Raw genomic sequence first — 19,915 nt, forward strand, 5'->3', positions numbered from 1 at the left:
TTGGTGGCGTTAAGGCGCGAATGCGGCAATGTCAACGGCAAGCGCCGGAAAACGCCGGATTTGCGCGATTTTCACCGAGATATGATTAAGGAGCGCGCTGATTTCAATAGCGAAACTGCTCCGTCAGGATTCGCTCGTCCCACGAATGGCTCTCGTCGAACAGCAGCGTGACGGTCGAGCGGCGCGACTCGCGCACCGTCACCGATGTCACCGACTTCACCTCGACATGGTCGGCAACGGCGTTTACCGGCCGCTTGTCCGCTTCCAGAATGTCGAAGCGCACGGTCGCGCGGTTGGGCAGCAGCGCGCCGCGCCACCGTCGCGGGCGGAAGGGGCTCACCGGCGTCAGCGCCAGCAGCGGCGCGTCCAGCGGCAGGATGGGGCCATGGGCAGAAAGGTTGTAGGCGGTCGAGCCAGCCGGCGTCGCCACCATCACCCCGTCGCAGATCAGTTCGTCCAGTCGCACCTTGCCGTCGATCGAGATGCGGATCTTGGCAGCCTGTGCGGACTGGCGGAACAGTGACACCTCGTTGATGGCGCGGCCGGTCATCGCCGGGCCGTCGGCGGTCTCGACCTGCATCACCAGCGGGCGGATCGTTTCAGGCGTGGCGGCGGCGATGCGCGTCAGCAGGTCGGCTTCCGAATATTCGTTCATCAGGAAGCCGATGGTGCCGCGGTTCATGCCGTAGATGGCGCGGCCCGAATCCATGTTCTCCTGGATCGCCTGCAGCATGAACCCGTCGCCGCCCAGCGCCACCACCACGTCGGCATCTTCGACCGGGCTGTGCCCGTAAAGAGCGGCCAGCCGTGCCGCGGCTTCGCGCGCATCGATGTTGTCTGCCGAGATGAAGGAAAGTGCGGTTTTCGTGTCGCGCATCGGTTCCCGCGGCGGGTATCTGCAACTGGTAGTGCGCGCACGGGGTAGCACGCCGGCGTTGCGGAAGAAAGCGCCGCGGCCTCACGGGCCCGCACATTCCGCTTTACTGCGCTGCCAGTTGTGCTAACCCCCTCTGCCGATGCCCTTGTAGCTCAGTTGGTAGAGCACCTGATTTCCGGTCGTATTTCTGTAGTCTCTAAAGCGTTGAAATTACAGCGGTATTGACAGCGGCAATGCGAGCGGTGTAACGGCGGGGTAAATGGCGGCCGGTGTAGCACAGCGGTAGTGCAGCGGTTTTGTAAACCGAAGGTCGGGAGTTCGATCCTCTCCACCGGCACCATTTCTTGATGGCACGATGCTGGCAACGGTCCAGCGCAATCGAGGTCGAGAGGCGAAATGATGTCGCCGTTGCCTTGATGTATCATTGCATGATACATATGTGCGATGATCCAGAGCGCCAAGGGCAAGCTGGCCGCTCAAGCTGTAAACGGCGATTTCGGAAAAGGCTTCCCCAGTGATCTGGTAAAGCGGGCGCGCGCCATGTTTTCGGCGCTGCAAGCTGCGGCGGTTCTGGAGGATTTGCGTTTTCCACCCGGGAACCATCTTGAGGAATTGAGCGGCGACAGGAAAGGGCAACACTCCATTCGGATAAATGCCCAATGGCGCATCTGTTTCTTGTGGACGGATAACGGCCCTGCCGATGTTGAAATTGTGGACTATCATTGAAGGACATGGCCATGATTCATCTTGTCGATCCGGCACACCCCGGCGAAGTGCTGAAGGAGCTGTTTCTTGATCCGCTTGGAATGAGCGCGGGCAAGCTTGCCGGTCAGCTTCGCGTGCCGCGCACGCGCATCGAGCGCTTGGTGAAGGGTGAAACGGCATTGACGCCGGACACCGCTTTGCGTCTTTCGCGGTTTTTCGGAAACACCGCTGAATTCTGGATGAACCTGCAGTATTCGTACGAGTTGGAGCAGATCAGGCGCGAATTGGACGTGTCCGCAATTGAGCCGTTGCAATCTTCACAGGCAGCTTGAACCGCACAAGCTGACTGGGAGCCGGCAGACCTCTGGATTTATGAGTTCGTCGATGCCGTCGATCAGAACTCCTGAATGGCGGCGTTAAAGCGAAATCCTTCAGTTCTCCGGCAATCGTCCCCATATACGTGTGACAAACCTTCCGGCAGGGAGCATCGGGCATGATCAGGATCGTTCTTTTCACTCTCGCGCTTGCCGCTGCCGTTTATCTCGTCATGCAGATCGTGCGGGAAGCGGGCAAGGCCGAGATCGACTGGCGCGGCGTGGCCGCCGTCGCAGGGTTCGTGCTGCTCGCCTTCTATCTGCGCCAGGTGACGGACATCGGCGGTCTGGTCTGACCGCGATTGCTGGGCGCGAAAATGGTTTCAGTTTGAGGGCCGCGTTCCGCCGATCGCCCCGGTGATCGACGCTGCGGCTTCCGCCACCAGCGGGCCGAACAGTGCGGCCTTTTCCTGCGTCACTCTCACCGACGGACCGGAAACCGAGATGCCGGCTATAGGTTCGCCGAACTCGTTGAATATGGCTGCCGCAACGCATCGCATGCCCACGAACCTTTCCTCGTCGTCCAGCGCGTAACCGCGTTGTCTGGCCGCCGCCAGGTCGGCAAGTAGCTCCGGCATCCGTGCGCGCGTCGCCGGCGTGTATGCCTCGAGCCCGTCGCGGGCCGTCATGGCCGCGACCGCCTTTTCGGGCAGGTGCGACAGGATCGCCTTGCCGATGCCGGATGCGTGCAGCGGGCTGGTGGCGCCCGGCCGGAAGAACGCGCGTATCGCCTCATGCGTCTCGATCTGGCTGATGAAGACAACCTCGCCATCCTGCGCCACACCCAGATTGGCCGTCTCGCCCGTCTGCTGCATGATCTGCTGCATCATCGTGCGCGACCTGTCGGCAAGCCTCCGGCGGCGCAGGAAGCCAGCGCCTATGCGGAACGCGCCCGCACCCACGCTCCAGAGCTGGTCCGTCCCGTCGAACTCCACCATCCCATGCGTCTCCAGCGTGGTCAGCATTCGATAGGTGGTGGAAGCAGGCAATCCCGACGCCGTCGACACCTCGCTGAGCGAAAGCCCGTCGCCGGCGGAAACGAGCGCGAGGATGTTCATCGCGCGGTCGAGCGACTGGATGGAGCCCGCATCCGATGGGCCGTGAAACGACCGCGGCCTGCCGCGCTGGCGCTTTTCTTCCCGTTCTGCGGCCATGGTCACCTCGTGAGAATATTTCCTGCAGCGACACGGCACCCACGGCAGAAAATGGGAATCCGTTGCCAACCAGGCATTTAACCGATTTTATCGTATCGTAAAAAACTTTTCCAGAAAAATTGCAAAATCCGCAATGGCGCGACATGCTTCCGGTAAATCAGGGATGTCCGAGGAGGTTGTCATGGCGAGGATGCGTGCCGTCGATGCCGCAGTGCTGGTTCTGGAGCGTGAGGGCGTGTCCTGCGCCTTCGGCGTGCCAGGCGCGGCAATCAACCCGTTCTATTCGGCGCTGAAGGGGAGGGGAGGCATCCGCCACATCCTGGCGCGTCATGTCGAGGCCGCTTCGCACATGGCCGAAGGGTACACGCGGGCCAAAGCCGGCAATGTCGGGCTGTGCATCGGCACGTCGGGGCCCGCCGGCACCGACATGATTACCGGGCTCTATTCGGCGTCTGCCGATTCCATACCCATCCTCTGCATCACCGGCCAGGCGCCGCGCGCGCGTCTTTCGAAGGAGGATTTTCAGGCGGTCGACATCGCGGCCATCGCCGCGCCGGTGGCCAAATGGGCCGTTACCGTGATGGAGCCCTATCAGGTGCCGATGGCGTTTCAGAAGGCGTTTCACCTAATGCGTTCGGGCAGGCCGGGTCCGGTCCTGATAGACCTCCCCATCGATGTCCAGCTTGCCGAGATCGAGTTCGACATCGACACCTACGAGCCGCTGCCGGTCTGGAAGCCTGCCATGACGCGGGCGCAGGCCGAAAAGGCGCTGTCGATGCTGAATGAGGCCGAGCGGCCGCTGATCGTCGCCGGAGGCGGCATCGTCAACGCCGATGCGTCTGACCTTCTGACGGAGTTTGCCGAGATCACCGGCGTGCCCGTCGTGCCGACGCTCATGGGCTGGGGCACGATCCCGGACGATCACCCGCTGATGGCCGGCATGTGCGGGCTGCAGACGGCGCACCGCTACGGCAACGCCACCATGCTGGCGTCGGACTTCGTCCTGGGTGTCGGCAACCGCTGGGCCAATCGCCACACGGGCTCGGTCGATCGCTACACGGCAGGCCGCAAGTTCGTTCACATCGATATAGAGCCGACCCAGATCGGCCGCGTCTTTGCGCCAGACTACGGCGTCGTGTCGGATGCCGGCGCGGCGCTGAAGACGCTGCTCGACGTTGCGACCGAGTGGAAGATTGCGGGCCGTCTGCGCGACTGGTCGGGCTGGGCCGGCGCGTGCCGCGAGCGCAGGAAGACCATGAAGCGCAAGACGCATTTCGACGCCGTGCCGCTCAAGCCGCAGCGCATCTACGAGGAGATGAACCGCGCTTTCGGCCGTGACACGACCTATGTCACCACCATCGGCCTGTCCCAGATCGCGGGCGCGCAGTTCCTGCACGTCTATCGCCCGCGCGACTGGATCAATTGCGGGCAGGCCGGTCCGCTCGGCTGGACCTTGCCCGCAGCACTCGGCGTGCGTGCGGCAGACCTCGAACGCAGGATCGTGGCGCTGTCCGGCGACTACGACTTCCAGTTCCTGATCGAGGAGCTGGCGGTAGGCGCGCAGCACCGGCTGCCCTACATCCACGTCGTTATCAACAACGCCTATCTCGGTCTCATCCGCCAGGCCCAGCGCGGGTTCGACATGGATTTCGAGGTGTCGCTGGCCTTCGACAACGTCAACACGGTAGGCCACGCCGAAGTCGGCTACGGTGTCGATCACGTAGCGGTCGCCGAAGCCATGGGCTGCAAGGCGGTGCGCGTGCGGCGGCCGGAAGAGTTCGCGGCCGGTTTTGCCGAGGCGGAGCGGCTGATGAACGAGTTTCAGGTGCCTGTGGTTCTGGAGTTCATCGTCGAGCGCGTCACCAACATCTCGATGGGCGCGGAGATCGACGCTATCGTCGAGTTCGAGGAACTGGCCGAGCGCAACGAGGACGCACCGACGGCCATAGCGCTGCTGGATTGAGGGGAGGAACCATGCCGAGATTTTCAGCCAACCTGTCCATGCTCTTTCAGGAGCACGATTTTCTCGATCGGTTCGACGCGGCCGCAGGCGCAGGTTTCACCGCCGTCGAATACGTCTCGCCCTACGGGCACGAGATCGACGCGGTCGCCGCAAGGCTGCGGCGCAACGGGCTCACGCAGGCCCTGTTCAACCTGCCGGCCGGCGACTGGGCGGCTGGCGAGCGCGGGATTGCGGCGCTGCCCGGCCGCGAGGGCGAGTTCCGCCGCGGGATCGAGACCGCGATCGACTACGCCAGGGCGCTGGGCTGCGGACAGGTCAACTGCCTTGCCGGCATCGTACCCGCCGAAATCGACCGGAACGCAGCGCGAACCGTCTTCGTCGAAAACCTGAAATTTGCCGCCGACAGGCTGGAAAACGCCGGCATCCGGCTGCTGATCGAGCCGATCAACGACCGGATCGACATGCCCGGCTTCTTCCTGACGACCTCGCGCCAGGCGCTCGAAATCATGGAGGCTGTCGGCTCGCCGAACCTCTTTCTCCAGTACGACATCTACCACATGCACGTCATGGAGGGGGATCTCGCCCGCACGATAGAGGAGAACCTCGATCGCATCGCACATGTGCAGATCGCGGACTATCCCGGCCGCCACGAGCCGGGCACGGGCGAGATCGATTTTCCGTTCCTGTTCGATCACCTGGACCGGCTCGGCTATGCCGGCTGGGTAGGGGCGGAGTACCGGCCGAAGGGCGGCACTATGGAGGGGCTTGGGTGGCTTTCCGGAACCCTCGGACACAAGGGGCGGCTGCAAGATGCGGACCATTGAAAAGATCGGCTTTATCGGCCTTGGTATCATGGGCAGGCACATGGCCGGGCATCTGCTCGAAACCGGCTTTGAATTGGTATCGTCCGACCACCGCAAGCAGCCGCCTGCAGAGCTGGTCGCCGCCGGTCTGGCCACGGTTTCGGGCCATGCGGCCGTGGCGCGCGCATCCGGCGTCGTCATCATCATGGTGCCCGATACCCCCCAGGTCGAAGACGTTCTTTTCGGGCCGGGCGGGGTCGCCGAGGGCCTGTCACCCGGCAAGCTGGTGATCGACATGAGCTCGATCTCGCCGATCGCGACGAGGGAGTTCGCGCAGCGCATCGAGGCGCTCGGCTGCACCTATCTCGACGCGCCGGTGTCGGGCGGCGAGGTGGGCGCGAAGGCTGCCTCGCTGACCATCATGGTCGGCGGGCCGGAAGCCGCCTTCGAGCGCGCACGGCCCATCTTCGAGGCGATGGGAAAGAACGTCACGCTCGTAGGCGGCAACGGGGTCGGCCAGACCACCAAGGTCGCGAACCAGATCGTCGTCGCGCTGACCATCGAGGCGGTGGCCGAGGCCCTGGTGTTCGCGTCCAAGGCGGGCGCAGACCCGGCAAAGGTCCGTCAGGCGTTGATGGGAGGGCTGGCCGCCTCGCGCATTCTCGAGGTTCACGGCGAGCGGATGATCGCGCGCAGCTTCGATCCCGGCTTCAGGATCGAACTTCACCAGAAGGACCTGAACCTGGCGCTCGAAGGGGCAAGGGCGCTCGGTGTGGCGCTGCCAAACACGGCGACGACGCAGCAGCTGTTCAACGCCTGCGCGGCCGATGGCGATGCGTCGCAGGACCATTCGGCGCTGGTGCGCGCGCTGGAGCGCTTGGCCGGCCACGAAATCGGCGCGTAGGCCAGGAGGCTTTCGTCAAAACGCCCCCTCCGGCGCTTCGCGCCACCTTACCCGTAAACGGAGGAGGATCCCCGTTGCGGCAGTCCCCGACCTGGGTTCCTCCCCTGCGAAGCGCGGGAGGGGAATCGCCGAAGGCGGTGGAGGGGGTGTGGGCGCAGAATGTCCGTCCGGGCGCGTAGGCCCTACCCGGCGAGGTACTTTCCCGCCGCATACATCGCCACGGCTGCCGCGTTCGACACGTTGAGCGATCGGATCGCGCCCGGCATGTCGAGGCGGGCGAGCGTGGTGACGGTGTCGCGCGTCTTCTGGCGCAGGCCCTTGCCCTCAGCGCCCAGAACCAGCGCGATCCGCTCGCCCGAAAAGCTCTTTTCGAGTTCGGCAGGCCCTTCGGAATCGAGCCCGATGGTCTGGAAGCCCGCCTCGTGCAGCTCGCCCAGCGCGTCGGCAAGGTTGCGCACCTCGATATGGTCGATATGCTCCAGCGCGCCGGAGGCGGATTTGGCGAGCACGCCGGTCTCGGCCGGGCTGTGCCGCCCCGTGGTGATGAGCGCGCCCGCGCCGAAGGCCACCGCCGAGCGCATGATGGCGCCGACATTGTGCGGGTCGGTCACCTGGTCGAGAACCAGCACCAGCCGCGTGTCGGAAAGCGCCGACAGCGGCTTGGGCTTCAGCGGCTCGGCCTCCACCAGAACGCCCTGATGCACGGCATCGGTGCCGGCGATCCTGTCGATGTCGCGCGGCTCGACGATCTCGGCGGGGAAGGGGAACGACAGCGGCTCGGAAAGCTCCAGCCGCGCCAGCGCGTTGCGCGTCACCAGCATGCGGCGCAGGCGGCGCGCCGGGTTGTCGAGCGCGGCGCGAACCGTGTGCAGCCCGTAGAGCTGCACCAGCCCGTCGCCGGGCCGCTCGCCCTCCTGATGCACGCGGTCGCGATGCGCGCGGCGCAGGCGCGCATAGTGGGTGTCTTTGGGCGTTCCGGACTTGGGGTCTTTCTTCATGGCGTCTCTATAGCGGTGCTGCCGGGGCTTGCATACGGGCAGCGAACGGCACGCGAAAATTCGTCTGGAATTTGCCGCCCGCGCCGGTTGACAGCCGGGACCCATACCGCCATAAGGCGCTTCGCGGATTTTCGACGGCGGTCGCAAGACCTTCAACGACGATCCCGCATGTGCCACGTCGCATGGCTCCGGCGCAGAACGGAGGGATGCCCGAGTGGTTAAAGGGGACGGACTGTAAATCCGTTGGCTATGCCTACGTTGGTTCAAATCCAACTCCCTCCACCACTGCGCATCGGAGCCATGGCTCAGGCGGGTATAGCTCAATGGTAGAGCAGCAGCCTTCCAAGCTGAATATGCGGGTTCGATTCCCGCTACCCGCTCCAGATTTCCAAGGACAGAGCATCAGGATGCCGGGGCTGCGCATCTGCTGCGTGTAGTTGGCTGCTGGCAGCTTTCGACGCCATTTTTGCCGTTCCAAGACGCTCCTTTGCAATCATTAAAGCTGACGTCGCGAACAAGACTATGGCGACGAATTTGAGTGGAACGCGACATTCCGATCGTGTCAGCGAGCCACTGCGGGGCACCAACAGTATCGCCTTCAACGATGTCGTCGACCGAAATCTACACATCCGCTTCCGGAATGCCGGCCGGAAAAACGCGGTCGATCGGCATGTTCCGGGAGTCATGGGGGCTGCCAATTCTCACGAGACGGCGGACAAACATGAGCGCCCTAAAACCTCGCGGCTGGCGAGAAAATCCCATGGGCGCAGTATCTGCAATCGGTAGAGCTGTTCTGACCTTATTTATGGTCCGTAATTTCGCAGGCGTACTTCCAGATGCTCTCTGCGACGGTGAAATTGCGAGTAATCTCATCATGCAGTTGGGCAATGAAGTAAAAGAAGCTGGATTCATCCTGGTTGCAGACCCACCTGTTGGGTGAGGTCTGAACTGCGAAGATGTTTGAGTCGAGCACCGCCACAGCCTTCAAGCAGTTGTTCTTAGGAAGCGCATCTAATTTTTCCCCAAGCGATTCTAGAGTTTGCGCTCCGCTATAGGAGAGGACAAAAAACGGTACACTTCCGGAGTGTGCGTTCACCTGGAAAAAGCCAGTGGGGTCGGATTTCACAGGGTCAAGCTTATCGATCTCTGAGGTGACCTGCTTCCATTGGGCAGAAAGATTGGATTTCACCGAGATTGCTGCAGAGACCATTTCCGCCAGATACAGCCGCTCGCTGCTTCCCGCTTGCGCGGGGAAGCTGATTGAGTGGAACTTCTCAACGATAATGTCCAGCTGGCCCGATTTCCGACCTTCGGAGTCAGTTACGAAACCTCCAGCAAAGCGAAACGGCTTGGGATATGCGGCCTCGAGGTAGTTCCGAATGAAGACTTCACGTTCGTTCCCAATCACCTCATTCGGCGAACCACTTCCTGCCTTATGAGCCGCCAGAAGCCCATCCTTGACCGCCGACACTCTCGTGAAAAGCGGCTCAATCTTCCTCGGCATACCAAGCTGAATAGTCTTACCCAATGTCCCCTCCTGCTTTGAGCAAATCGTTATCAGTTCGGAAGAAATTGAGCTAGTCAGCTAATCTTGCCGCCGCATCCAATGCGAGGCCACCTCTGCGGCAACATGCTGGTTCGTGCCCGCTTCGCCGATACCGAAAAGCGTCAGCTTTCTGATCTTGCCAGATGAAAGCTGCCAGTGTGGAATCCACTCCAAAATCCCCGTCCCCGTATCGCGCCCGGTCGCGGCCATTCAAATCCCGTTGTCAGCATAAGTCAGCAGCGTGCCGAAAATCCTGTCCACCTCGCTCCGCACCTGCCGGACAATGCCCGCCAGACAACGGAGCGACGGCAAATGGACTGGAACGATGCACTGGAGGAGGAGCGGGAAGCGCTCGGCCGCATCGTCGCCCTTCTCTGCGCGCTTGCGGTTCTGGCAGAGCGCGCCGCCGGGCGGTCGCCCGTCGTCCGCAGCCTCGTTTTGTGGTTGCTGCGGCAGGCCGAGGTCGTGGCGCACGATTTCGTCGAAGGCGACGCGCCATGCGGGGCGATGCAGGTCGTGGCTGCGGGCACAGGTCCGGCGGAGGCCATGAGGCTCGCGGCCAGCCTTCGCGCGCTGGCCCGGCAACTGGACAGGCAGGCAAGGCTGCTTGTCGCATCATGCAGGCTGGCCAGCGCCGAGCCCGCCGTATCGCCGTGCGTCTGTATGCCGGCGCTGCGCGATGCGCTCGATTCCCTGCTCAGGCTCGCGGCGGTGGCGCTTGGCGCACCGCATCTCAGCCCCGCGCCCGACACGTCGTGACCGGCCGGTTCGCTTTCCAGCCCATCGCCGCCTCTCCGGTTCGGCGGCTGAACAATCTCAGACCCATTCCCCCTTCATGGTCACGCTTGAAGGGGCGTATCCTCCGTTGAGGAATTGGTGTCCGGGAGCGGGGCGCTCACCATTCACCGCGCGCCTCGATCTCCCAGATGTCGACCACCGTCCCGTCGCGCACCACGTGAAGCCAGCGATGCAGGTTCAGCGCGGTGTCGCAGTGCGGCGGCACGATGAGGACGCGGTCTCCCAGGCGGGGCAGGGTTTCGGAGCCTTCGGCGGGGTACAGGAAGCCGAACTCGTCGCCTGCGATCTCATAGCGCAGCGCCGACCGCACGACGCGCGGCGCCGGCCCATCGGTGGGGATCGCCTTCATGCCGGCGTCGATGGTCACGCGGTCCGGCTGGGCGGCGTTGATCACGGTCGACGCGACGAACAGGGCAGGGCGGAACCCGGCGGTACCGTCCCCCGCCAGATCCTCCTTTTCGTAGGCCGCGTCGATGAAGGGGAACGAACCCGGCTGCAGTTCGGTGAAGATGCAGCTCGACGCATCGCTCGTCGCCGTGCCGGTGCCGCCGCCCGTCACGATTTCGGGGGGCAGCCCGGCCCGGCGCAGCTCCGCCACCATGGCCGAGAGGCGCTGCAGCTGCTCGCGCGCCAGCGTGTCGCGACGCGCATGGTCGGCCACCCCCTGCAGATGGCCGTAATAGGCCTGGATGCCGCCGAAGCGCAGCCCCGGAAGGTCGTTCACGCGCATCGCAAGCGCGACGAGATCGGCCTCGGTGCCGACACCGGTGCGCCGCTGGCCGACATCGACGTCGACCAGCACGGGAATGACCAGCCCGGCGGCGACGCTCTCTCGCGACAGTGCCTCGGCGGCTGTGGGATGGTCGACGACCAGGACCACCTTGCGCCACCCGGCAAGACCGACCAGCCGCTCGATGGAGGACTGCTGGACGAGCGGCGTCGTCACCAGCAGGTCGTCGAGCCCGGCGCCCGCCATCGTCTCGGCCTCGAACACCGTCGCACAGGCGATGCCTTCGGCTCCGGCCGTCACCAGCGCCTTGGCCACGGCGGTCGACTTCGGCCCCTTCACGTGCGGCCGCAACCGGCATTGGCCGCTGCGCGCGATCGTCACCATGCGCGCCACATTGACCTCGAAGCATTCGAGGTCGAGCACGAGCGCAGGGGTGTGGAGCCGGTCGGCAGACCGGCTCGCGCCGACAAGCGAGGCGTTCCAGGCAGGCGGCATCATGGCGGTCTCCGTCGCGATGGCAGTCCCGCAATCTCCTTCCAATCTGGAGGTAATGTCAATCTAAGTATATGAATTTGCTTTTCTTATTGGTACCGGTTTGAAATTCAAATTTGTCTTGGGCGTCAGCCTCACCTAGCGTCTGCCGCGGCTTGCGACCGAGGTCGAAGCCTCCCGGCGAGGACAAGGGCGATGCACATTCTGGTGATCGGCGCAGGCATCGTGGGAACGATGACCGCCTACGAGCTGCATCGCGACGGCCACGAGGTCACGGTGGTCGACGCTGCGGGCAATGTCGCCGAGCGCGCGAGCTTCGCCAATGGCGGCGTTGTCGGTGCCAGCCAGGTCGAGCCGTGGGCAGCGCCCGGCATGCCCCTGAAGCTGCTGTCCTGGCTCGGCCGCGACGACGCGCCGCTGCTCGTGCGGCTTTCGCAGCTGCCGAACCTGCCGCGCTGGGGGCTCCACTTCCTCAAGGCGTGTAGCGCGGAGGCGTATCGCGACAGCACGATCGCCAGCCTGCGGCTCGCCATGCTCAGCATCGACAGGCTGGAGGCGATCGCATCCGAGCACAACATCGCGTTCTCACGAGCGAAAGGGGCGATGCTGAAAATCTATTCCGACGCCGAGGCGTTCAGGAAGGCGGGGCGTTTGGTGGAAGGACTTGCCGGCGCCGGGTTTCCCGCGCAGGTCGTGAGCCGTGACGAGGCCGTGGCGCTCGAGCCGGCGCTGGCCGGGGCAGGCGGGACACTGGCGGGCGCCGTGAGCTATCCACGCGACCTGGCCGGGCTCTGCCGCGACTTCGCCCGCGCGATAGCGAAGCTGCTGCAGGCGAGCGGGGTCACCTTCAGGCTGAACGCGAAGGTCGACGGTTTCCGCACCGCGCCCGGGCGGGTGGAGGCCGTGCGCATCGACGGCCGCGAAGAGGTCTATGACGCCGTGGTCGCCGCGACGGGATCGTGGACCGGCGGGCTTCTCGCTCCCCTGGGTATACGGCCAATGGTCATCCCCACGAAAGGCCTGTCGATCACTGTGCCGGCGCGCCGCTGGCCGGGCGCCATAACCGGCGCGATCATGGATACCTCGCGCATCTTCGGCCTCATCAGGCTGGGCGACAGCCTGCGCATATCGGGCTCTGCGGAGATCACGGGCTTCGACGACCGCCCAGACCCCAGGCGTTGGCGGGCGATCGCCGCGAACGTCGTGCGCCTGTTCCCCGCGATGGAGGACTGCCTCGCCGACGGCGAGCCCTTCGTGTGGGCGGGCCTGCGCCCGACCACGCCGGACGGCCGACCAGTCATCGGCGCGACGCCCTTCGCCAACCTTTACGTCAACACGGGTCACGGCCCGCAGGGCTGGACCGGCGCCTGCGGGTCGGCGCGCCTGCTTGTCGACATCATCGCCCGGCGCGATCCGCCGGTCCCACCCGAGCCTTTCGCGCTCGCTCGTTTCCGGTAGACCCCTGAGGAGGACCCCATGGCCACATCCGACGTCGAATTCTTCGGCTTTCCCGGCAACGCCCCGGTGCCGATCTCGCTGGCCGTGCGCGCCGGGGATTTCGTCATCGTCTCGGGCATCAGCGATCATTATTTCGGCCGCGACAGCGTGGTCTATGACGAGGACGGCGAGATGATCGACGATGGATCGGGCGCGCAGCATCGCTCGATCGAAGAGCAGACGCGCGGCACGCTGGAAGAGCTCGGTCGCATCCTTGCTTGCGCCGGCTGCAACCTTGACGACGTGATCGACATGATCGTCTGGCTCAAGGAGCCGCAGGATTTCTGGGGTTTCAACGACGTCTACAAGCAGTTCTTCACCACGACGCAGCCCACCCGTGCCGTGTTGCGCAACGACTTCATGTTCGTGACCCGGATCGAAATCAAGGCGACGGCCTACAAGCCGCTGCGCGACTGAGAGCCGGTCAGCGCCTGCTCTCTTCAAGGAAGGGGACGCGAGCCAGCACATCCGTGATCGAGCGGACGACGGCGTCGATGTTCACGCCGCCGTCCGAGATGCGGTAGCTGATGAACAGATGCGAGGAAGGCACCGGCGGGGTCGCATTGAGCAACCTGACCCGCCCGGCGCGCGCTGCCCGCTTGACGATGGAGACGGGAAGCAGGCTGACGCCGACGCCGGAGCTGACGAGCTCGGCGATGACCGCGACGCTGGAGCACGAACTGACGTGCAGTGGCGTCAGGCCCGCCTCGCGGAACCAATCCATGATCGCGCCGAATTGCGGCGCAGGCGGCGGGGTCGAGATGATCGGGAGCCCTCGCAAGTCGACAGGTCGTACGGGCTCGCGCAGGTCGAACGATTCATGCGCGACCCATTTCATCGTGTGATGACCGAGCGGGATGGTGCGTAGCCGCAGGTTCTCCTTCGGGTCGCCGAGAACGGCGACATCGATGCGCCTTTCCTCCAGGTCTTCAGAAAGCTGCGTGCTGGTGCCTATAGCGAGTTCGACGCGCAGCCCCGGGTGCTCGACGGCGAGGAACCGCATCAGCTCCGGCAGGCACGCCAGGGCAAACGTTTCCGGCACGCCCAGCCGGATCAGTCCCTGCACGTTTGTGGCCGAGCCGACGCGCTCCTGGATGCGACGCGCTTCCGACAGAACGTTGCCGGAGAGCTCCAGCAGGACCTCGCCGTCGCTGGACAGCCGCACGCTGCGCCCGACGCGCTCGAACAAAGTCACGCCGAGGTTCTGCTCCAGTTCGCGGATGCGCAAAGAAATCGTCGGCTGGGCCACATTGAGTTGATGCGCCGCGCCCTGGAAAGAGCCGAGGCGGGCGATCCAGTGGAAGGCTTCGAGTTGGGCGAGCGTAAAGCGCATCGATTGACTTTTTCAATGCAAGGCAATTGTTTTTTCCAATTAGTTTTTATCATCCTATTCCGATACTGTCCAATTGCTGAATTTGCTGGTGTCGCGCAGTAGAACGAGGGTGGGAAAACCTCGCAGGCGACGGCAACCGACAGTTGTTCAACCAATGGGAGTTTCCGATGAGCATGAGAAGATTGTTGAAGTCGTCGTCGGCCGTCGTCGTCTGTCTTGCTGCACTTTCGTGCGGCGCCCACGCGCAGGAGATCGAAGAACTTTCCTTCGCGGTCATCGCGGCGCCAAGCAACGTCAATGCGTGGAAGCAGGTCCAGAAGCCCTTCTACGAGCAGGTGCTTCCTGAGGCTTCCGGCGGCAAGATCACGGTCGAGGCGACCCCGCACAACGAAGCCGGCATCGATATGGTCGAGGCGACCCGCATGGCGACGCAGGGCGTCGTCAACGTCGTCAACGGCGCCTTCAACCAGATCGCGGCCGACGATCCGCGCTTCGCGGGCATCGACCTGCCGGGCATCGGCGTGACGGTCGAGGAGGCCCGTGCCGCCGTTGAAGCCTATCGCGACGTAGTCGCCAAGAGACTCGAAGAAGTAGAGAACCTCAAGCTGCTCGCCACCGGTCCGAACACCATGCAGGTCATCCTGTGTCGCGGAGAAATCACCGATCTCGACTACTTCAAGGGCAAGAAGGTCCGCGTCTGGGCCAAGGCAATGTCCGACTACATGGAAGAGCTGGGATCCGTCACGGTGACGATTCCGTGGGAGGAAGCGCTTCCGGCGTTGCAGAACGGCGTCGCGGATTGCGGCATCACCAGTCCGTCCAACGCCAACAATGCGCGCTGGTGGGAGGTGCTGGACAGCCAGATGGTCATTCCGCTCGGCGGCTGGGCCATCAATTTCACCGCGGCCAACCTGGACTGGTGGAATGGGCTGCCCGTGGAGACGCAGGCCTTCCTTGAGGAACAGTTCGGCGTGCTGGAAGAGATGGCGTGGAAGCAGGGCGGTCTCGACCTGCAGGACGGCCTCGACTGCAATGCGGGCGCGGATAGCTGCCAGTTCGGCATCAAGGCCGAAGCCGGCCGCGAGATGACCACGATCACGCCCAGCGACGCCGACATGGCGCGCCACGCCGAGATCATGCGCGAATCCGTGCTGGCGAACTGGGCTTCCGACTGCGGAACGGAATGCGTCGTGGAATGGAACCAGACCGTCGGAAAGGTGGTCGGCCTGACTGCACCCGAGAACTGATCGAGCGGGTCAGCGGCCGGCCTGCGGGCCGGCCGGTCGTATCCACGTCAAAGGGGATCGTCGTGAAACGGTTCGATGCTGCGCTTTCCGTCATTGGCGAGAAGTCTGCGCTTGTCTGCGGGTATATGCTGATCGCGGCGGCTCTCTACGTCAGTGCCGAACTGATCTCGCGCAAGGCTTTCGGCTTCTCGCTCGGCGGGGCGAACGAGGTCTCGGGATACGTGCTGGGCGCTACCACGGCATGGTCCTTCGGCTACACGATGCTGATGCGTTCTCACATCCGCATCGACGTGTTCACGCGCAACCTTCCGCCGCGTGGTCGGGCGGTGACCGATCTCGTAGGCGCGTTCGCGCTGGTCGTCTTTGCCGCCGTGTTCGTCTGGCACGCCGTCGCCTATCTGGACTTCCTCTGGCAGCGCGGCACGCGCTCGATCACCTCGTTGGCGCTGCCGCTCTGGATTCCCGTTTCTGCCTGGTGCGCCGGCTGGATCTTCTTCCTCGTCGTCAGTCTCAACCTGGCGGCGATCGGGACGCGGGCCTTCCTGCGCGGCGACCATGACGAGGTGCAGCGCCGCATCGGCGCCATCCTGGAGGAAGAGGACCTGATCGTCCCGCTCGGCGACGAGGTCATCACCGCTCGAGGGGAGCAATCGCGATGATCCTCTACATTCTCGTCGCCCTGCTGGCGCTGCTCTTCATAAGCCTTCCGGTTGGGGCGGCCCTGGCGTTCCTCGGCTTCGGCCTCGACTATGTGACCGGCGGCCTGCCGCTCTATCGCGGCATCGCGACGATGTCTTGGGCGGTGCAGAGCGGCATCCTGCTTGTCGCGGTGCCGATGTTCATCCTGCTCGGCGAGATCCTCGTGCGCTCCGGCATCGCCGAGCGTATGTACGGCGCGATACAGCAATGGCTGTCGTGGCTGCCGGGCGGGCTGATGCACGCGAACATCGGCGCCAGCATGGCGTTTGCGGCCACGTCCGGCTCGAGCGTCGCGACCGCGGCGACGGTCAGCACCGTCTCGGTGCCGCTGGTGCGGCGCTACGCCTATAACGAGCGCCTCTTCCTTGGCTCGCTCGCGGCGGGCGGCACGCTTGGCATCCTGATCCCGCCCTCGATCAACCTGATCGTCTTCGGCTTCCTCACGAACACGTCCATCCCGTCGCTCTATCTTGCCGGCTTCCTGCCCGGGGTGGTGCTCGGAGGGCTGTTCATGCTGACGGTGCTGCTCGCCTGCCTTATCTGGCCGAAATGGGGCGGCCAGAGAGTTGAGACGAGCTGGCGGGGCAGGGTGCGCACGCTGCCCGACATGCTTCCCCCGCTCGTCCTCTTCGTTGTCGTGATCGGATCGATCTATCTGGGATGGGCGACCCCGACGGAATCTGCCTCGCTCGGTGTCGTCATGGCGCTGATCATCGCCGCCATCTACGGCCGGCTCAACGTCGCCATGCTGAACCAGGCGATCCTCGGCACGATCCGGACGACCGGCTTGATCTTCCTCATCCTCGTGGCCGCCTGGTTCCTCAACTTCGTGCTTTCGATCGTCGGGGTCACGCGGATGCTGAACGACTTCGTGACGACGCATGGGCTCTCGCCGCAGGGGCTGTTGCTTCTCGTCATCGGATTCTACCTCGTGCTCGGCTGCATCATGGAACCGATGCCGCTGATGGTTATCAGCGTGCCGACGCTGACGCCGGTGATGGCGAGCGCGGGCTATGATCCGGTGTGGTTCGGCATCATGGTGGTGCTGCTCATCGAAACCGCGCTCATCACTCCGCCGATCGGCGCCAGCCTGTTCGTCGTGCAGGGGGTGCGCGGGCGCGGCAACATCAACGACGTCATCATCGGTGCGCTGCCCTTCGTCGTGAACCTGCTGATGATGATCGGCCTGATCGTCCTCTTCCCCGGCATCGTCATGTGGCTGCCCGAGATCATGAAATGAGCGGCCGCACGCCGCCGCCCGACCAGTCTTGCTAGTGAGGAAAACCATGCTGACATACCCAGAAAAATTCAGACCCGTGACCGACAGGATGAAGCGCGAGGTCGTCGAGGACCTGCCGGAGCTGATGGACGTGCGCGACGAGAAGCTGCGCAACCTCGCGATCGAGGGCTGGGCGCTCGCTATTTCCGGCTCCAGCTTCGGCCGCATCAGCGAGATCCCCGGCGACGGCAATCCGGGCATCATGGTGCTCAAGCGCGGCACGCAGGACATACACCTGCGCGGCGTCGCTCGGATCGCCGTGCAGATGGTCGACCACTTCGCGGAATTCTTCCCCGAGGCGGACATCGATCGCGACGTGGTGCTTGCGGGCGCGCTGTGCCACGACATCGGCAAGGCGTGGGAGTGCGATCCCGTCAACCAGAAGCGCTGGCATGACGACCCCACCAAGGTGGGCAAGCCGTCGCTCCGCCATCCGGTGTACGGCGCGCATATCTGCCTGATGGCCGGGCTGCCGGAGGAAATCGCGCATATCGCGGTTGCCCACTCTCCAGAGGGCGACACGGTCAAGCGCTCGCTGGAATGCATCGTCGTACACCAGGCCGACGTGGCATGGTGGACCATCGCCGCGGTTGGCGGGCTGATCGTCGAGGATACGTTCATTCCCTCCATGACCCGCCACTTCCTGCCGCGCCCGAACCGCAACGAGAGCCGCAGGGCGGCCGAGTAGGTGAGGGCGATGAGCGATCCCGCCGTGGACGGCATTGCAGCCGAGCTTGCCGCGGCGCGGCTAGGCGGCATCCGTCTCGACACGTTTCCGGGAGCGATCCCGGAAACGCTTGACGAGGCCTACCACATCCAGAACCTGGTGGCGGCGCGGATCGGCGGGGAAATCGCCGGCTGGAAGGTCGCCGCCCTTCCGGCGAACGTTGCCGACAGGCTGGGCGCGGAGCGCATCTGCGGCCCCATCCTGAAGGCGAATGTCTTTTCCAGCGGGAGCGAGCTTGCCTGGCCGGAAGATGCCGACCGCAAGGTCGAGGCCGAACTGGCGATAAAGCTCAGGGCGGACCTGCCGGCCCGCTCGAACCCCTACAGCGTGAACGAGGTTCGGGATGCCGTGGGCGACATCCACGCAGCGATGGAGATCGCAGGGTCCTGCATCCGCGAGGTGGCCTCGCTCGGTGCGCTGGCGATCGTCAGCGACATGGGGTTCAACGCCGGCTTCGTCCACGGAGACCCCGTCGATGGCTGGCAACATGTCGACCTGGAGCGGATTCCCGCGAGCCTTCGCGTCGACAGCGAGGAGGCCGTCGGCGCTTCCGGCGACGTTCCCGGCGGTCCTCTGGCTGCACTGGCATGGCTCGCGAACCACCTTGGCGCGCGCAACATCCATCTGCGCGCCGGACAGTGGATATCCACGGGATGCTGCGGCCGCATGATCGAGGCCGTTGCGGGCAGCTCGGCGCGCGCGCTTTTCGCCGACCGGGCGGCTGCGCACGTTACCTTCGCCCGCGCCTGAGCCGGGTAAGAGCGAGCCTGCATCTGTGCACAAGTAAGGTCTCCATCTGCCGGGCAGGCGCGGACGGAGCCGTTCGTTGCGTCTGGCGGAACACACCGCAGCCCGAAAAGCGGATTATTCCAACGTTCTTCAAATGACCCCGGATAATCGGCGGTCAACTGCGCGGGAGCCGTTGACTCCCGTCGATAATTTTGCGTGTATTATATATAGCAATAGCGTTGCTGTATATGGGACAACATGAGCTCTCTCGAAAACGCGCTGAAAATGATGCTTCTACTGAGCCGGGACCGGCCGGTTCTGCGCGTCGGGGAAGTGTGCCGGGAGGTCGGCATTCCGAAGAGCTCGGTGTCCCGTCTCCTCAAGACCCTGTCCGAATACGGCATGCTGGAGCGCGAGAAGGGCGATGCGGGTTACGTAGCGGGGCCACGTGCGCTGCTGCTCGCGGACCTCTATTCGGCCCAGCACTCCTTGAAGGATCTGGTCGATCTGAGCCTGGAGCGCGTCACGGCCGAGTTCGGCTTTGCCGGTTACACGTCGGTGCTGACCGGTTCGGACATCATCATCCTCACCGTCAAGCATGGTTCGTACCCGCTGCGGCTGGTGCGCGAGATCGGCCAGCCGATGCCGGGCTTCAACACCTCGGTGGGGCGTGCTCTGATGGCCTATCTCGATGACGACGACATCGCCCGCCGGGCGCGCCAGAACGCGGCCCAGAGCTATTCGGACGCCGAGATCAGGCACCATATCGAACTGGTGCGGACCTATGGCGTCGCATGGACGCAGAGCACGATCATTCCCGGTATCGCCGCACTTGCGGTGGCGGTTCGTGATCCCAAGTCCGGCGAGTCGCTTGGCTTTTCGATTTCCTATCCCACCAGTGCCGTCGACGAGGATTTGCGTGTCCGGATGCTTCAGCGCCTGCGCGAGGAAGCCCACGCGATCGGTCAGCGTCTGCAGGATCCCTTCTGGACGGACCGAAATCTCACCGACTGGCCGATACCCGATTTCACCCTGGATGAACTCGTCGAGTGATCCTTCC

The 19,915-nt window shown here is 64.3% G+C and carries 22 protein-coding genes and 3 tRNA genes; 18 read left to right on the forward strand and 7 right to left on the reverse strand.

Annotation, left to right across the window (positions count from 1 at the left end; genetic code table 11):
• Positions 1–103 precede the first annotated feature (103 nt).
• Positions 104–877: an NAD kinase gene (locus FY036_RS15920; RefSeq protein WP_148915734.1), complete on the reverse strand. Its 774-nt coding sequence runs from the start codon at positions 875–877 to the stop codon at positions 104–106.
• A gap of 265 nt (positions 878–1,142) precedes the next feature.
• Here FY036_RS15920 and FY036_RS15925 point away from each other — a divergent pair.
• The 4 genes from FY036_RS15925 (at position 1,143) to FY036_RS23810 (ending at position 2,252) form a co-directional block, all read left to right on the forward strand.
• Positions 1,143–1,217, forward strand: a tRNA-Thr gene (locus tag FY036_RS15925).
• A 104-nt stretch (positions 1,218–1,321) separates the two neighbouring features.
• Positions 1,322–1,603 (forward strand): type II toxin-antitoxin system RelE/ParE family toxin, encoded by a 282-nt coding sequence (locus FY036_RS15930; RefSeq protein ID WP_148915735.1) that lies wholly within the window; start codon positions 1,322–1,324, stop codon positions 1,601–1,603.
• Between the two features lie 11 nt (positions 1,604–1,614).
• Complete coding sequence (locus FY036_RS15935; RefSeq protein WP_148915736.1) at positions 1,615–1,914, forward strand: HigA family addiction module antitoxin; 300 nt, start codon at positions 1,615–1,617, stop codon at positions 1,912–1,914.
• A 161-nt stretch (positions 1,915–2,075) separates the two neighbouring features.
• The gene (locus FY036_RS23810; protein WP_161601150.1) at positions 2,076–2,252 is read left to right on the forward strand and encodes a hypothetical protein; all 177 of its coding nucleotides are present in this window, start codon (positions 2,076–2,078) and stop codon (positions 2,250–2,252) included.
• A gap of 27 nt (positions 2,253–2,279) precedes the next feature.
• Here the strand turns inward: FY036_RS23810 and bhcR are convergent, their stop codons facing one another.
• Positions 2,280–3,110: an HTH-type transcriptional regulator BhcR gene (gene bhcR, locus FY036_RS15940; protein WP_148915737.1), complete on the reverse strand. Its 831-nt coding sequence runs from the start codon at positions 3,108–3,110 to the stop codon at positions 2,280–2,282.
• A 181-nt stretch (positions 3,111–3,291) separates the two neighbouring features.
• Here bhcR and gcl point away from each other — a divergent pair, with 181 nt between their 5' ends.
• Genes gcl through FY036_RS15955 form a run of 3 tightly spaced genes read left to right on the forward strand, consistent with a single transcriptional unit; the run spans position 3,292 to position 6,780 of the window.
• The gene (gene gcl, locus FY036_RS15945) at positions 3,292–5,073 is read left to right on the forward strand and encodes a glyoxylate carboligase (RefSeq protein ID WP_148915738.1); all 1,782 of its coding nucleotides are present in this window, start codon (positions 3,292–3,294) and stop codon (positions 5,071–5,073) included.
• 11 nt (positions 5,074–5,084) lie between these two features.
• Positions 5,085–5,897, forward strand: coding sequence for a hydroxypyruvate isomerase (gene hyi / locus FY036_RS15950; RefSeq protein WP_148915739.1), 813 nt, complete (start codon positions 5,085–5,087; stop codon positions 5,895–5,897).
• The gene (locus FY036_RS15955; RefSeq protein ID WP_148915954.1) at positions 5,893–6,780 is read left to right on the forward strand and encodes a 2-hydroxy-3-oxopropionate reductase; all 888 of its coding nucleotides are present in this window, start codon (positions 5,893–5,895) and stop codon (positions 6,778–6,780) included. Before hyi ends, FY036_RS15955 begins: the two co-directional genes overlap by 5 nt.
• A 182-nt stretch (positions 6,781–6,962) precedes the next feature.
• Here the strand turns inward: FY036_RS15955 and FY036_RS15960 are convergent, their stop codons facing one another.
• A complete protein-coding gene (locus FY036_RS15960) occupies positions 6,963–7,778 on the reverse strand; it encodes a TrmH family RNA methyltransferase (protein ID WP_148915740.1) in 816 nt (271 codons plus the stop codon).
• Positions 7,779–7,978: 200 nt separating this feature from the next.
• On the opposite strand from FY036_RS15960, the gene FY036_RS15965 reads away from it, so the two are divergent.
• Together FY036_RS15965 and FY036_RS15970 are read left to right on the forward strand one after the other, a co-directional pair.
• Positions 7,979–8,063: transfer RNA gene (locus FY036_RS15965), tRNA-Tyr, on the forward strand.
• Between the two features lie 24 nt (positions 8,064–8,087).
• Positions 8,088–8,161, forward strand: a tRNA-Gly gene (locus FY036_RS15970).
• Between the two features lie 416 nt (positions 8,162–8,577).
• Here the strand turns inward: FY036_RS15970 and FY036_RS15975 are convergent.
• Positions 8,578–9,306, reverse strand: a complete 729-nt coding sequence (locus FY036_RS15975; RefSeq protein WP_148915741.1) for a DUF6602 domain-containing protein — start codon at positions 9,304–9,306, stop codon at positions 8,578–8,580.
• 57 nt (positions 9,307–9,363) lie between these two features.
• A complete protein-coding gene (locus FY036_RS23815) occupies positions 9,364–9,534 on the reverse strand; it encodes a hypothetical protein (protein WP_161601151.1) in 171 nt (56 codons plus the stop codon).
• A gap of 102 nt (positions 9,535–9,636) precedes the next feature.
• Between FY036_RS23815 and FY036_RS15980 the strand changes: the two genes are divergently transcribed.
• Entirely contained in the window at positions 9,637–10,083 is a 447-nt protein-coding gene (locus tag FY036_RS15980; RefSeq protein WP_148915742.1) for a hypothetical protein, read from the forward strand.
• 136 nt (positions 10,084–10,219) lie between these two features.
• Here the strand turns inward: FY036_RS15980 and FY036_RS15985 are convergent, their stop codons facing one another.
• Entirely contained in the window at positions 10,220–11,392 is a 1,173-nt protein-coding gene (locus FY036_RS15985; protein WP_148915743.1) for an alanine racemase, read from the reverse strand.
• Positions 11,393–11,539: 147 nt separating this feature from the next.
• Here FY036_RS15985 and FY036_RS15990 point away from each other — a divergent pair, with 147 nt between their 5' ends.
• Positions 11,540–12,802 carry a D-amino acid dehydrogenase gene (locus tag FY036_RS15990; RefSeq protein WP_148915744.1) on the forward strand — a complete coding sequence of 421 codons (1,263 nt, stop codon included), beginning with the start codon at positions 11,540–11,542 and terminating at the stop codon, positions 12,800–12,802.
• Positions 12,803–12,820: 18 nt separating this feature from the next.
• Positions 12,821–13,258: a RidA family protein gene (locus FY036_RS15995; protein ID WP_148915745.1), complete on the forward strand. Its 438-nt coding sequence runs from the start codon at positions 12,821–12,823 to the stop codon at positions 13,256–13,258.
• A gap of 7 nt (positions 13,259–13,265) precedes the next feature.
• On the opposite strand, the gene FY036_RS16000 is transcribed toward FY036_RS15995, so the two are convergent.
• The gene (locus tag FY036_RS16000; RefSeq protein WP_148915746.1) at positions 13,266–14,174 is read right to left on the reverse strand and encodes a LysR family transcriptional regulator; all 909 of its coding nucleotides are present in this window, start codon (positions 14,172–14,174) and stop codon (positions 13,266–13,268) included.
• Between the two features lie 167 nt (positions 14,175–14,341).
• Here FY036_RS16000 and FY036_RS16005 point away from each other — a divergent pair, with 167 nt between their 5' ends.
• From FY036_RS16005 to FY036_RS16030, 6 genes are all read left to right on the forward strand, one after another.
• Positions 14,342–15,421 carry a TRAP transporter substrate-binding protein gene (locus FY036_RS16005; protein ID WP_148915747.1) on the forward strand — a complete coding sequence of 360 codons (1,080 nt, stop codon included), beginning with the start codon at positions 14,342–14,344 and terminating at the stop codon, positions 15,419–15,421.
• Between the two features lie 62 nt (positions 15,422–15,483).
• Positions 15,484–16,080: a TRAP transporter small permease subunit gene (locus FY036_RS16010; RefSeq protein WP_161601152.1), complete on the forward strand. Its 597-nt coding sequence runs from the start codon at positions 15,484–15,486 to the stop codon at positions 16,078–16,080.
• Positions 16,077–17,360, forward strand: coding sequence for a TRAP transporter large permease (locus FY036_RS16015; RefSeq protein ID WP_148915749.1), 1,284 nt, complete (start codon positions 16,077–16,079; stop codon positions 17,358–17,360). The genes FY036_RS16010 and FY036_RS16015 overlap by 4 nt, the downstream gene beginning before the upstream one ends.
• A gap of 46 nt (positions 17,361–17,406) precedes the next feature.
• Positions 17,407–18,087: an HD domain-containing protein gene (locus tag FY036_RS16020; protein ID WP_148915750.1), complete on the forward strand. Its 681-nt coding sequence runs from the start codon at positions 17,407–17,409 to the stop codon at positions 18,085–18,087.
• A 9-nt stretch (positions 18,088–18,096) separates the two neighbouring features.
• Positions 18,097–18,876 carry a 2-keto-4-pentenoate hydratase gene (locus tag FY036_RS16025; RefSeq protein WP_148915751.1) on the forward strand — a complete coding sequence of 260 codons (780 nt, stop codon included), beginning with the start codon at positions 18,097–18,099 and terminating at the stop codon, positions 18,874–18,876.
• Positions 18,877–19,113: 237 nt separating this feature from the next.
• A complete protein-coding gene (locus FY036_RS16030; protein WP_148915752.1) occupies positions 19,114–19,908 on the forward strand; it encodes an IclR family transcriptional regulator in 795 nt (264 codons plus the stop codon).
• The last annotated feature ends 7 nt before the right edge of the window (positions 19,909–19,915 follow it).

Source organism: Neoaquamicrobium microcysteis (genome assembly GCF_008180155.1).
GTDB lineage: Bacteria > Pseudomonadota > Alphaproteobacteria > Rhizobiales > Rhizobiaceae > Aerobium > Aerobium microcysteis.